Origin of the sequence: Pseudomonas sp. YNh (assembly GCF_037993085.1) — a bacterium.
GTDB classification, from domain to species: Bacteria; Pseudomonadota; Gammaproteobacteria; order Pseudomonadales; family Pseudomonadaceae; genus Aquipseudomonas; species Aquipseudomonas putida.
This window is the reverse complement of the sequence record NZ_JBBMRJ010000005.1, coordinates 195,026-208,390: the sequence shown is the minus strand read 5'-3', so window position 1 is coordinate 208,390 and position 13,365 is coordinate 195,026. Positions and strand designations below refer to the sequence as shown.

Sequence of the window (13,365 nt, the reverse complement as noted above, 5' to 3'; positions counted from 1 at the left end):
AAGACACACAAACATGCTTCGCAAGACCTCCCTGGTGCTCCTCATGGGCACCTGCAGCTTTGCCTGCGCTGAAACCGCCCCTGTCGAACTCGGCGCCACCACCATCGACGGCGAACGCGACGCCGCCAGCGGCGTGCAGCTGGACGAGCCGATCCGGACCGGTTCGCGCCTTGGCCTGACCGCGCGGGAAACGCCCGCCTCGGTCAGCGTCTCGGACCGCCGCCTGATCGAAGAACGCGGCGCCAAAGACAGCCAGGACGTGGTCAACGCCATGACCGGCGTCAACGCCTCCGCCAACCCGGGCTTTGGCGGCTTCGTCGCCTATCGCGGCTTTACCCAGAACCAGGTCACCCAGTTGTACAACGGCATCAACCTGGGCTACAGCAGCGCCACCCGGCCAGTGGACGCCTGGGTACTCGACCGCGTCGAGCTGATTGGAGGGCCGTCTTCGTTTCTGCATGGCGCAGGCGCAGTGGGCGGCTCGATCAACTACATCACCAAGCTCGCCAGCCGCGACCAGCAGATCATTGACGGGCGTATCCGCTATGGCAGTTTCGACGACAGCGAGGTGGCGTTCGGTATCAACCAGGCGCTGGCCAGCAACCCCGCCGATGCCCACCATTTCGCGCGTCTGGACTTCAGCCGCGGGCATGGTAACGGCTTCGTCGACCGCAACGAACGGCACAACGACAGCCTGGCCTTTTCGCTGCTAAGCGACCTGGCACCCAACCTCACCCACACCCTGGCGCTGGAGTATCAGGAAGACCGCGAAGACAGCCCCTACTGGGGCTCACCGATCCTGCCCGGGCGCAGCACGATGAAGATCGACAACAGCCGCCGCTTCGAAAACTACAACGTAGCCGACGGCCGCTATGAGCAACGGGTGCGCTGGCTACGCTCGATCCTCGACTACCAGATCAGCGACAGCACCAGCGTGCAGAACACCCTGTACCACTACAACGCCCAGCGCGATTACCGCAACCTTGAACGCTACGCCTATACCAGCGATGGCCAGGTGCAGCGCAGCAGCCCTTACCTGCAGCGCCACGACCAGAACCTGCTGGGCGACCGCATCGAGCTGCGCCACGATAACCAGTTGCTCGGCCTGGCCAGCCAATGGTCGCTGGGGCTGGAGTACTCGCGCATGCGCCAGACCCTCTACCCCACCTCCAGCAGCTGGAGCGACGTGGTCGACGCCGAGCAGTTCGCCCCCGGCAGCTTCGATGACATCCCCGGGGTGAATGCCGGCCTGACCAAGCAACGCCACCACGAGGTCATCAACCGCGCAGTGTTCGCCGAAAACCGCTTGCAGCTGACCGAGCGCCTGGCCCTGCTGACCGCCCTGCGCTACGACTACCTGGACATGGAAGTGACCAACTACGGCGCGGTAACGCCCACCTCGCCGGCCTATTTCGAACGACGCTGGGAACCGCTGTCCGGGCGCATCGGCCTGACCTATGCGTTGACACCTTCGGCCAGCGTGTACGTGCAGTACAGCTCTTCGGCCGATTTACCGGCCGGTTCGCTGGCAGCGGCGACCTACTCCAACGTCGGGCTGTTCGACCTGTCCAAGGGCGAGCAGTGGGAAGTGGGCAGCAAGTTCGACTTCCTCGACGGGCGCGGTGCGGCCACGCTGGCGCTGTACCAGATCGTGCGCAAGGACTTTGCCGTGCGCGACTCGAACGACGCCAACCTAACAGTCCAGGCCGGGCAGCAGACCTCACGCGGCGTCGAACTGTCCGGGCGCTTGCAGGTAACGCCGAAACTGCTGGCCGAGGCCAACTATGCCTATGTCGATGCGCAGTACGATGAGTTCAACGAGGCGGTCAACGGCATATCGGTTTCACGCAAGGGCAATGCACCGACCAACGTGCCGGCCAACGTCGCCAACCTGTGGCTGACCTACAGCCTGTCGCCGGCATGGTCGGTGGGCGCGGACGGGCGCTACGTGGGCTCGGTGTATGCCGACAACGCCAACAGCCTCAAGGCCCCGGCCTACACCCTGTTCGGCGCGTTCGCCCGCTACCGGCTGGATGAACACACCACGCTGACCGGGCGGGTGCGCAACCTGACCGATGAGGTATATGCCAAGCAGGCCTACAACAGCCAGTACTACATGGGGCCGCCGCGCACTTTCGAGCTGGCGCTGGACATGCGCTTCTGATGTGAAGGGCGGTATCGGCCATGGCGCCGATACCGCAAAACCATACCTTTCCTACACGAAAAGCACACAAAACCCTCAATCATTTTGAGTGATAATATTCGTTCTCATTACCACCGGCATGAAGGCCGGCTCAATCACATCAAGGAAGTTTCTGTGTTCAGATCGTTGTCTCCGGCACTCGTGGCTACCGCACTCATCGCCTTGGCAGGTTGCCAAAGCCGGCCTGCCTCCGAGGCGGACAAGCAGGCGCGCCAGACATTCGTCAGCGACATGCAACAAGCCCTGAAGCTGGGCATCGCGACAGCAGACACAGACAAGCAGATCGGCGTGGTCATGCTGGATGTCAAACTCGACCAGCATTCCGCGCCCGTCAGTTGCAAAGCCAGCAAGGCACCGATCAAGTATGAAACCGTGCTGCCTGCCGATCTGCCCCGCTCGGACTTCAAGGCGTTGGCCAGCGTAGTCGAGGCGCAATGCTGGAAGACCATCTACCCCGTGGTGCCCAAGTCGCTGCGCGACGAAGACGGCACGGTGGAAGTACGTGCGCCCCTGTTCGTGGTGCTGCCCGCTGCGGCCCAGGCGCCTGAAACGGCGCGGCGCAAGGCCAATGCACAACGTGAATTTTTCTGGCAGCGCCTGTTCCGCGACCTGCCGGTAGACAGCATCGGCAGGGCCTCGCTCTACTATGATGCGAATGCGCAGGGCAAGGTCCAAGGCTGCCTGGTGCAGATCTATCCCCACCCGAACCGGCCGGATGACTTTCGTCTCGATGGCAAGCTGCAGGCCGAAGTCAACAGCCGCTGCATGGGGCTGGACCTGAGCAAGCTACCAGGCTTCAGCGCCGACGAGCACGGCCGGGCCAAGGGTTACAGTGAAATGGAATACGCCCCCTGGAAGGTGGGCCGGCTGTAACCCGCAACAGCGGTTGAATCAGGTATCCCGAGGTCGCCCTCGACAAAGCACCGGCCTGCGCCCGGTTATCTACTGGCAAGCACAACAATGATGGCGCGGCCCGACCGTGCCACTTTCATCATGGCTGCCAATGGAACCGGAGAGCACCCGCATGTCCGCACCTCATGAGGTATCCCCCGCCACCCTGCGCAGGGTGATCGCCGCCTCGGCCATCGGCAATTTCGTCGAATGGTTCGACTTCGCCGTGTATGGTTTTCTCGCCACCCTGATCGCCAGCCAGTTCTTTGCCAGCGAAGACGCCAGCGTGGCTTTGCTCAAGACGTTTGCGGTGTTCGCCGTGGCCTTCGCCCTTCGCCCGCTGGGCGGCATCGTGTTCGGGGCGCTGGGAGACCGCCTGGGGCGCAAGCGCATCCTGTCGCTGACCATCCTCTTGATGGCCGGCTCCACCACCCTGATCGGCCTGCTGCCGACCTACGCCAGCATCGGCCTGGCAGCCCCCGTGCTGCTGACCCTGGCGCGCTGCCTGCAGGGGTTTTCTGCCGGTGGCGAGTACGCGGGGGCCTGCGCCTACCTGATGGAGCACGCGCCCAACCACAGGCGTGCCTTCTACGGCAGCTTCGTGCCGGTCTCGACCTTTTCCGCCTTCGCCTGCGCCGCGGTGATCGCCTATGGGCTGGAAGCCAGCCTGTCGGCCGAGGCGATGAATGCCTGGGGCTGGCGCGTTCCGTTCCTGATCGCCGCACCGCTGGGGTTGGTTGGCCTGTACCTGCGCTGGCGCATGGAGGAAACACCGGCATTTCGCGAAGCCCTCGCCCAAGGCAAGGAGCATGAGCATTCGCCGCTCAAACACACCCTGCGTCACCATGGCCGGGTCATTCGCAACCTGGGGGCTTTCATCTCGCTGACCGCGCTGTCGTTCTATATGTTCACCACCTACTTCGCCACCTACCTGCAACTGGTGGGCAACCTGACCCGCGCGCAGTCGCTGCTGGTAACCACCGTGGCGCTGCTGTTCGCCGCTGTCGGCTGCCCGCTGGCCGGGGCATTCTCGGACCGGGTGGGGCGGCGCAAGACCATTGGCTTTACCTGCCTGTGGGTGATGCTGTGCGTGTTCCCGGCGTACTGGCTGGCCAGCTCGGGCTCGATGTCCGGCGCACTGCTGGGGGTGATCCTGCTGGCGGTAGGGGCCTTGTGCAGTGGCGTGGTGACCGCAGCGTTGCTGTCGGAGAGCTTCCCCACCCGCACCCGCTATACCGCTTCGGCGATTACCTACAACGTGGCCTATACCCTTTTTGGCGGTACCGCGCCGCTGGTGGCGACCTGGCTGATCGGGCAGACCGGCAGCAGCCTGGCACCGGCGTTTTACCTGGTGGTGATTGCGCTGGTGGCGTTGGTGGGCGGGTTGGCGTTGCCGGAGACTTCGCGGATTTCGTTGCATGATGAGGTGGGAGTGGACCGCGTGCAGCCTGGAGCTCGTAGTACCGTTTGATATCTTGGGGCTGCTTTGCAGCCCATCGCGACACAAGGCCGCTCCCACAGGTAAATGTGCAATCCTGTGGGAGCGGCCTTGTGTCGCGATGGGCCGCACAGCGGCCCCAAACTCTCAGCCCTCCTGCTGCTCCTCGCGCCGATACGCCCACTGATACAACGCCGGCAACACCAGCAACGTCAACGCGGTAGAAGACAAGATCCCGCCGATCACCACCGTCGCCAACGGCCGCTGCACCTCAGCCCCGGTCCCGGTCGCCAAGGCCATGGGAATGAACCCCAGCGAAGCCACCAGCGCCGTCATCAGCACCGGCCGCAAGCGCGTCAGCGCGCCCTCCTCCACCGCCACCCGCAACGGGCGCCCTTCTTCGCGCAGGCTACGGATAAAGGCGATCATCACCAGCCCGTTCAGCACCGCCACTCCCGACAAGGCAATGAACCCCACGCCCGCTGAAATGGACAACGGAATATCCCGCAGCCACAGCGCCAGCACCCCGCCAGTCAGGGCAAACGGAATCCCGGTGAACACCAGCAGGCCGTCCCTGAGGTTGTTGAACATCATCAGCAACAGCGCCATGACCAGCAGCAGGGCCACCGGCACCACCACCTGCAGGCGCTCGGTTGCTGATTGCAGCTGTTCGAACTGGCCACCCCAGCGTGTCCAGTAACCCGGCGGAATCTGCACCTGCTGGATCAGAGTCTGCTCGGCATCCGCCACAAACGAGCCCAGGTCACGCCCACGTACGTTGGCACTGACCACCACCACCCGCTTGCCATCCTCGCGGCTGACCTGGTTAGGCCCCAGTTGCAGGTTCAACGTGGCCACCTGGGACAGCGGGATAAAGCCGATTTGCGCAGCGCCCACTGCAGCACTGGCCGGTACCGGAATCAGCAGGCTGGAAAGCCCGTCCACATCCGTGCGCAAGGTTTCCGGCAAGCGCACCACCATGTCGAAGCGCCGGTCACCTTCATACAGCGTGCCCGCGGTGCGGCCACCCACGGCAATGGCGATGGCGTCCTGCACGTCGCCCACGTTCAGGCCATGGCGAGCCGCCTTGTCGCGGTCGATGTCGATGGTCAGCACCGGCAGGCCGCTGGTCTGCTCGACCTTCACCTCGGACGCACCCGCTACCCCCTGCAGGCTGCTGGCGATCTGCGCGGCGGTGCGGTTGAGCACATCCATGTCATCACCGAACAACTTCACCGCCACATCGCTGCGCACCCCGGAAATCAGCTCGTTGAAGCGCAACTGGATCGGCTGCGACAGCTCGTGGTTGCTGCCCGGCACGCTGGCGGCAGCACGTTGTACCTCGGCGATCAGTTCGTCACGCGGCTTGCCGGGGTCTACCCACTGCTCGCGCGGGCGCAACATCACATAGGCGTCGGAGATGTTCGGTGGCATCGGGTCGGAGGCGATCTCGGCAGTACCGGTACGGGCGAACACCCGCTCCACTTCCGGCACCTGGGCGGTGATCGCCTGCTCCAGGCGCTGCTGCATGTCGACCGACTGCGACAGGCTGGTACCCGGTACGCGCAGGGCCTGCAAGGCAAAGTCGCCCTCGCTGAGGCTGGGGATGAACTCGCTGCCCATGCGGCTGGCCATGACCCCGGACAGCACCACCAAGCTAGCCGCGGCGGCGAACGCCAGCTTGCGCCGGCCCAGCACCCAGGCCAGCACCGGGGCATAGCGCTGACGCGCCGTGCGCATCACCAGGCCTTCCTCCTCCTTGACCTTGCCGGTGACGAACAGGGCGATGGCCGCCGGCACGAACGTGACCGAAAGGATCATGGCGCCGAGCAGGGCCATGACCACGGTAAAGGCCATGGGGTGGAACATCTTGCCCTCGACCCCGGTCAGGGCAAAGATCGGCAGGTACACCACCATGATGATCAACTGCCCGTAGATCAGTGGCCGACGCGCCTCGCGGGCGGCGGCGAACACTTCATGGAAGCGCTCGCTGCGGGTCAGCATGCGGCCGTGGCGTTGCTGTGCATGGGCCAGGCGGCGGATGGCGTTTTCCACGATAACCACGGCGCCGTCGACGATGATGCCAAAGTCCAGTGCCCCCAGGCTCATCAGGTTGGCGCTGACCTTGTTGCTGAACATGCCGGTGAAGGTGAACAGCATCGACAGCGGGATGACCATGGCGGTGATCAGTGCGGCGCGGATGTTGCCCAGGAACAGGAACAGCACGGCGATGACCAGAATCGCGCCTTCGATCAGGTTCTTCTTCACTGTGGCGATGGCTTTTTCCACCAGGTTGGTGCGGTCATACACGGTCACCGCTACCACACCCTTGGGCAGGTTGCGGTTGATCTCGACCAGTTTGGCGGCAACGGCCTGGGACACTGTGCGGCTGTTCTCGCCAACCAGCATGAATACCGTGCCCAGCACCACTTCCCGACCGTTTTCGGTGGCCGCGCCTGAGCGCAGTTCTTCGCCCAGGCCAACCTCGGCCACATGGCTGACGCGAATCGGCGTGCCATCAACACTGGAAATGACGATATTGGCGATGTCTTCGGCCGAGGTCACCTGGCCCGGTGCCCGGATCAGCAACTGCTCGCCATTGCGTTCGATGTAACCGGCGCCAACGTTACCGTTGTTACGCTCCAGGGCCGCGATCAGGTCGTTGAGGGTGAGCTTGTAGGCCGCCAGCCGCTTGGGCTCCGGTGCAATCAGGTACTGCTTGGCATGGCCACCGATGCTGTTCACTTCGGCCACCCCCGGCACATTGCGCAACTGCGGCTTGATGATCCAGTCCTGGATCACCCGCAGGTCGGTCAGGGTGTACGGGGTGCCATCCTCCTTGAGTGCGCCCTGTTCGGCCTCCACGGTCCACAGGAAGATTTCGCCCAGCCCGGTGGAGATCGGCCCCATGCCCGCTTCTATGCCTTCGGGCAATTGCTCACGGGCCACTTGCAGGCGCTCGTTGACCAACTGGCGGGCGAAGAACAGGTCGGTGCCGTCATCGAAAATCACCGTGACCTGCGACAGGCCCGAACGCGACAGCGAGCGGGTCTGCTTCAGCCCTGGCAGGCCGGCCATGGCGGTCTCGATGGCGAAGGTGATGCGCTGCTCGGTCTCCAGCGGCGAGTAGCCAGGCGCGGCGGTGTTGATCTGCACCTGGACGTTGGTGATGTCCGGTACAGCGTCGATCGGCAGTTTCTGGTAGCTGTGGATACCCACCGCGGCCATCAGGACCACGGCCAGCATCACCACCAGGCGCTGCTCGATGGCAAATTGGATCAGGCGTTCGAACATGCAGGTGTCCCCGTGATCAATGGCTATGCTCGGCCGAGCCCTTGCCCAGTTCCGACTTGAGGACAAAGCTGCCGGCGGCGGCCACCTGGGTACCGGCCGCCAGGCCGCTGGTAATTTCCACATGGCCGGCGTCGCGGCGGCCGGCCTTCACCGGGCGGGCTTCGAAGCCTTCCTCGGTGCGGGCAAACACAACAGTCTGTTCTTCCCAGGTTTGCAGGGCGCTCTCCGGCACCACAACGGCGGCATTGAAGCGCTCGACGCTGACCGCGATATTGACGAACAGCCCGGGGCGCCAGGCGCCGTTGGGGTTGGCCAGGGTGGCGCGGACCGTGGCGGCGCGGTTCTGCTCGCCGAGCAGGCTGCCGACGTAGTTGACCTTGCCTTCGACCTGAGCGCCCAGGTCCGGTGCGCTGACCGTGACATTGCGGCCGGTCACCACCTTGTCCAGGTCACGCGGGGCCACGGCGAAGGTGGCCCAGACCCGGCTCAGGTCAGACAAGGTAAACGCGTTGCTGGTCTCGTCGACCACCTCGCCCACAGTCAGGTGCTTTTCCACCACGACTGCATCGAACGGTGCGCGCAGCTCATAGCGGTTGCCAGCGCCGGCCGGGCCTACGGCGGCGACCTTCTGCCGGGCGTTGGCCAAGGCAATCTCGGCCTCCTGCAGTACCTGGCGGGCCTGGAGGTAATCCTGCTCGGCGCTGATGCGTTCCTGCCACAGCTGCTGTTCGCGCTGGAAGGTCAGGCGCGCCAGCTCAAGGCGGCGCTGGGCGGCCTGTTGCTCGCTGCGCAGGTCGGAAATCTGCTGGCTGGCGATCACCGCCAGTACCTGGCCGCGCTTCACCGCCTGGCCCAGTTCGGCTTGCACCACCTCGACCACGCCGGGTACACGCGGCACCACGTGAGCAGTGCGGTCTTCGTCGAAGCGGATTTCCCCCGGGAAGCTGAAGGCGGTGCCCAACTCACGAGGGCTGGCGGCAGCCAGCTGCACGCCGGCGGCCTCGATCTGGGCGATGGACAGGTGCAACTGGCCCTCTTCTTCGCCGTGCCCTTCCTCGGCATGGCCTTCGGCCGCCTTCTCGGAACCATGGCCGTGGCTGTCTTCGCCATGGTCGTCGTGCCGGGCCTGCGCATTCGACGCCTGGCCGAGGTTGCCGGTCCAGGCCAGCCCGCCCAGGCCGAGCGCGGCGATGGCGGCGACCAGAAGGGCTACTTTGCGTGGGTTAGTCATTGTTGCTCCTGCTGTTCAAGGGGGTGCTCAGGTCATCGAGGTCGCCATAGATCCGCTCGACCTGCGCCCGCGCGTCGGTCGCCGCAGCCAAAGCTTCCAGGTACAGCCCGCGGGCCTCGATCAGCGTGCGCTGGGCGTCGAGTACATCGAGGAACGCGAACTTGCCCATTTCAAAACCACGGGTGGCGGTGTCCACGGCCTGTTGCGCAGAGGGCAGGATGGTGCGGTCGTAGGCATCCACCTCCTGCATCGCCGTGTGCCACTGGCTGACGGCGCTGCGGGTTTCGCTACGCAGGCGCAGCTCCACGGCGTTACGCAAGTCACGCGCCTGGTCGGCACGGCGTGCAGCCGCCAGCACGTTGCCCTGGTTGCGGTCGAACAGTGGCAATGGCATGGACAGGCCAACTACATTCACGCGCTCGCGGTCCTCGCGGCTGTACTGGCTACCGAGGCTGACGGTGAGGTTGGGAATACGCTGAGCCTTTTCCGACCCCAGCGACGCGTCGCCGCGCTCGACCTGGGCAGCAGCCAGACGCCATTCGACCGTTTGCTCGACACGGTCGAGCAAGGCGTCGGCACTGGGCGCCACGCCAGGCGAAAGGTTAGCGGCCTGCAACAGGTCGAAGCTTGCCAGCGGGCTACCGGTCAGGCGTGCCAGAGCCTGGTAGGCCACACTGCGCTGGGTCTGCGCGCGGCGCACTTCAGCCTGGGCCTGGGCCAGTTGCACCTGGGCGCGGGTGGCCTCCACAGGCGAGGACTGGCCAGCGGTCACCCGTCCCTGTACCACGCGCAGCCCGCGCTCGGTCAATGCCTGTGATTGCTGCGCCAGCTCCAGCGCAGTCTGCGCGCGCAAGGCGGCGTGAAACGCCTGCACCACATCGGCACGCAGGCCATTGCGCTGGCGTTCCAGGCCAAGCTGGGCAATGGCCTGGCCGGTACCGGCCACGGCAATCCGTGCGCCGCGCTTGCCGCCCAGTTCCAGCGGCTGGCTGAGGGTGACGGTGGTGGTGCTGGTGTCGCGGCGAGTGTCCTCGACCTCCCAGGAGAGCTCTGGGTTGGGGGTCAACCCGGCCTGACGCCGCTCGCCGTCGGCAATGCCGATTTCCCGGCCGGCTGCGGCCAGCTCCGGGTTTTGCGCAAAGGCGGCGGCGAGCGCCTGGGGCAGGCTCAGGCTCTGACTGGCCTGGGCACTGCTGGCACTGGCCAGCACCAGGCAGAGCAAGGCGATCTTGCGGGGGATGGGCACGAACAGATTCCTCGTCGACGCGTGTAGGCGAAGCACTGTAGGAAGCCGTGGTTATCGAGGTGGTGGCGGGAAAATTACAATTCTGTAATCCAGCTGCATTTCTCTTTGCAGGAGCAGCCTTGTGCTGCGAAGAGGCCGGCAATGCCATTACATCTGCAGTGACAGTACCGGCCCCTTCGCAGCACAAGGCTGCGCCTACAGGGGTATGTACATGCTGAGGGTTCGATAATCGCCCACTTTCCCGATGCAGCGGTTTAGTCCAATTGACTAAACTAACCAGTCGGTACAAAACTAGAAGCATCCAACAACAACAAAGCGATGCTCGTCATGAAGCCCCTTATTCTCGTGCTCAACGGCCCCAACCTGAACATGCTGGGTACCCGCGAGCCTGCCCAATACGGCCGCGAAACCCTTGCTGACCTGGCCCAGAGTTGTGCCGATACTGCCCATGCAAACGGCCTGGAAATCGAATTCCGCCAAACCAACCACGAAGGCGAACTGATCGACTGGATCCACGCCGCCCGCGGCCGTTGCGCCGGTATCGTGATCAACCCCGGCGCCTGGACCCACACCTCGGTGGCCATCCGCGACGCCTTGGTGGCCAGCGAAGTGCCAGTCATCGAAGTGCACTTGTCCAACGTGCACAAGCGCGAGCCGTTCCGCCACCTGTCATTCGTATCGTCCATTGCCGTCGGCGTGATCTGCGGTCTGGGCAGCCATGGCTACCGCATGGCCCTCAGCCACTTTGCCGAAATGTTCCAGGAGCGCACGGCATGAGCCAGCACGCCATCCTCGCCGGCCTGATCGGCCGCGGCATCCAGCTGTCGCGCACCCCTGCACTGCACGAACACGAAGGCGACGCCCAGGCCCTGCGCTACCTGTACCGGCTGATTGATGCCGACCAGCTGCAACTGGAGGACAGCGCCCTGCCGGGCCTGCTCGACGCCGCGCAACACACAGGCTTCACCGGGCTGAACATCACTTACCCATTCAAACAGTCGATCCTGCCACTGCTCGACGAACTGTCGGACGAAGCCCGTGGCATCGGCGCAGTGAATACCGTGGTACTGAAGGACGGCAAGCGCGTCGGCCATAACACCGACTGCCTGGGCTTTGCCGAAGGCTTGCGCCGCGGCCTGCCCGACGTGGCTCGACGCCAGGTGGTACAGATGGGTGCCGGTGGCGCCGGTTCGGCCGTGGCCCACGCCCTGCTGGGTGAAGGGGTCGAGCAATTGGTGCTGTTCGAAGTGGATGCGGCCCGCGCGCAGGCGTTGGTAGACAACCTGAATGGCCATTTCGGCGCTGGCCGTGCCGTGCTCGGCACCAACCTGGCCGCAGCCGTGGCCGAGGCGGACGGGCTGGTCAACACCACGCCGGTCGGCATGGCCAAGCTGCCAGGCACACCGCTGCCGGTCGAGCTGCTGCATGCGGGATTATGGGTTGCGGAAATCATCTACTTCCCGCTGGAGACCGAACTGCTGCGTGCGGCTCGGGCTTTGGGTTGCCGCACGCTGGATGGCAGCAACATGGCGGTGTTCCAAGCGGTAAAGGCGTTCGAGCTGTTCAGCGGGCGCCAGGCGGATGCGGCGCGGATGCAGGCGCACTTTGCCAGTTTCACCTGATAGAAAAGTGTTGGCTTCTTCGCGGCGGTTCGCCACCTCGAAGAGGCCGATACAGGCGAATCACCCGCGCTCATCCAGCAACGCCTTTATCACTTGTTCCTGCCCGCCATAATCCCCCTCGCCAAAGTGCACATGGCGCACCTGCCCCTTGCGGTCGACAAAGTAATGCGCCGGCCAGACCTGGTTGCCCCAGGCATTCCACACCTTATGGTCGTTGTCCACCGCCACCGGGTAACCGATACCCAGCCCTGCCACCTTGTTTCGCAGGGTGCCCACATCGTGCTCGTAGGCGTACTCCGGCGTATGCACGCCCACCACCACCAGCCCTTGATCGGCATAACGCCGCGCCCAGTCGTTCACATGCGGCAGGCTGCGCTGGCAGTTGATGCAGTCCCAGGTCCAGAAGTCCACCAGCACCACCTTCCCCTTCAGCGCTGGCCCATCCAGCGGGGGCGAGTTGATCCACTGGCTGGCCCCCGACAGCGACGGCATGGCGCCATAACTGTCACGGGCCATCAGGTGCCCGGCCAAACCCAGCCCACTCAGCGCCAACGCAATGCCCCCCACCTTCAACATCAAGCGGCCATCAATTGTCATGGCAACCGCCAGTGGCGTAGCTGCGGTACTCCACGCTCTGCGGGCGGCCGTGGGAGTCGAGGTAGTCCATGCGGGTGTTCACCAGGCCGCAGGCGTTGCTCTGGTCATCCTGCACCGACAGCACTTTCTTTACATCCAGATGCTCACCGTAGTGGTACTGCATTGCACCTGTATTCTGCGTCGGCATGGCGGCAGCCTGGGCCGCAATGGCGCCGAAGCTGAGCATGGCAAACAGGCTGGCGCTGGCGAAAGTCTTCACGTTCATGGCATCTCTCCTGTGTAACGCTTGGCTGTGGGGCGTGTTTTCCCCGGTCGAGAGCCATTTGACGCCTGCCATGTATCCCGTCTGTGTCGCTCAACGCTGTGCTGTGCGTCCTCCTGTAGCTGCACGCCTGTCGGCCAAACCTCGTGAAATCCTACAAAAGCCTTTGCAAGCAGGTAGTTGAAACAAAGAAGGCGCCCACGAAGAGCGCCCAGCTTGTACAAAGGGATACAATCGGCTCAGGCGTTTGCGGATGCTTGGCCATCACGGCTTGGCGGTACGCGCTTTATGCCACTGAAGTTTGGATACGCCATCCGGGGAGCCGCTGACACCGCGTGCTACTTGCTGGATATGGCCGCCTTGCTGGAGGAACGCTTCGATCTGCTCGCAGAGGCGGTCGTGGGCTCTATGGGCTGGGCTGGGGTATGTCTGGGACATGCAGGCTACTCGGTAATGAGCCACTGAAATACAGTTACCCGAGGCGCCATTGTACGCGCTGTGCTGCATTCAGGCGCTAAACCGGAGTAAAACCCGGTTTATATCGGCCCGGCGGTCCATGCTCACCGTTTCGCTGGCTGCCC

At 64.3% G+C, this 13,365-nt stretch carries 11 protein-coding genes; 5 read left to right on the top strand and 6 right to left on the bottom strand.

Translation table 11 applies throughout. The annotated features are described in order from the left end of the window. Positions 1–13: 13 nt before the first annotated feature. The 3 genes from WF331_RS06760 to WF331_RS06750 all read left to right on the top strand — a co-directional run bounded on the left by WF331_RS06760 (position 14) and on the right by WF331_RS06750 (position 4,565). Positions 14–2,164, top strand: coding sequence for a TonB-dependent receptor (locus WF331_RS06760; RefSeq protein ID WP_016500453.1), 2,151 nt, complete (start codon positions 14–16; stop codon positions 2,162–2,164). 153 nt (positions 2,165–2,317) lie between these two features. Beyond that, positions 2,318–3,076 carry a hypothetical protein gene (locus tag WF331_RS06755; protein ID WP_016500454.1) on the top strand — a complete coding sequence of 253 codons (759 nt, stop codon included), beginning with the start codon at positions 2,318–2,320 and terminating at the stop codon, positions 3,074–3,076. Between the two features lie 151 nt (positions 3,077–3,227). Next, positions 3,228–4,565, top strand: coding sequence for an MFS transporter (locus WF331_RS06750; RefSeq protein ID WP_284398128.1), 1,338 nt, complete (start codon positions 3,228–3,230; stop codon positions 4,563–4,565). 114 nt (positions 4,566–4,679) lie between these two features. Here WF331_RS06750 and WF331_RS06745 read toward each other — a convergent pair whose 3' ends face one another. Genes WF331_RS06745 through WF331_RS06735 form a run of 3 tightly spaced genes read right to left on the bottom strand, consistent with a single transcriptional unit; the run spans position 4,680 to position 10,303 of the window. Beyond that, positions 4,680–7,826 (bottom strand): efflux RND transporter permease subunit, encoded by a 3,147-nt coding sequence (locus WF331_RS06745; protein WP_284398131.1) that lies wholly within the window; start codon positions 7,824–7,826, stop codon positions 4,680–4,682. Positions 7,827–7,842: 16 nt separating this feature from the next. After that, a complete protein-coding gene (locus WF331_RS06740) occupies positions 7,843–9,057 on the bottom strand; it encodes an efflux RND transporter periplasmic adaptor subunit (RefSeq protein ID WP_284398134.1) in 1,215 nt (404 codons plus the stop codon). After that, entirely contained in the window at positions 9,050–10,303 is a 1,254-nt protein-coding gene (locus WF331_RS06735) for a TolC family protein (protein WP_284398137.1), read from the bottom strand. Before WF331_RS06735 ends, WF331_RS06740 begins: the two co-directional genes overlap by 8 nt. Before the next feature lie 327 nt (positions 10,304–10,630). Here WF331_RS06735 and aroQ point away from each other — a divergent pair, with 327 nt between their 5' ends. Next, positions 10,631–11,080, top strand: a complete 450-nt coding sequence (aroQ, locus tag WF331_RS06730; protein WP_049275278.1) for a type II 3-dehydroquinate dehydratase — start codon at positions 10,631–10,633, stop codon at positions 11,078–11,080. Next, positions 11,077–11,925 carry a shikimate dehydrogenase gene (locus WF331_RS06725; RefSeq protein WP_284398139.1) on the top strand — a complete coding sequence of 283 codons (849 nt, stop codon included), beginning with the start codon at positions 11,077–11,079 and terminating at the stop codon, positions 11,923–11,925. Before aroQ ends, WF331_RS06725 begins: the two co-directional genes overlap by 4 nt. A 60-nt stretch (positions 11,926–11,985) precedes the next feature. Here the strand turns inward: WF331_RS06725 and WF331_RS06720 are convergent, their stop codons facing one another. The 3 genes from WF331_RS06720 to WF331_RS06710 form a co-directional block, all read right to left on the bottom strand. Then, complete coding sequence (locus WF331_RS06720; RefSeq protein WP_284398162.1) at positions 11,986–12,501, bottom strand: thioredoxin family protein; 516 nt, start codon at positions 12,499–12,501, stop codon at positions 11,986–11,988. 10 nt (positions 12,502–12,511) lie between these two features. Continuing rightward, positions 12,512–12,787 carry a DUF2790 domain-containing protein gene (locus WF331_RS06715; RefSeq protein ID WP_340622751.1) on the bottom strand — a complete coding sequence of 92 codons (276 nt, stop codon included), beginning with the start codon at positions 12,785–12,787 and terminating at the stop codon, positions 12,512–12,514. A 261-nt stretch (positions 12,788–13,048) separates the two neighbouring features. Next, the gene (locus WF331_RS06710; RefSeq protein WP_162838442.1) at positions 13,049–13,222 is read right to left on the bottom strand and encodes a hypothetical protein; all 174 of its coding nucleotides are present in this window, start codon (positions 13,220–13,222) and stop codon (positions 13,049–13,051) included. Between the last annotated feature and the right edge of the window lie 143 nt (positions 13,223–13,365).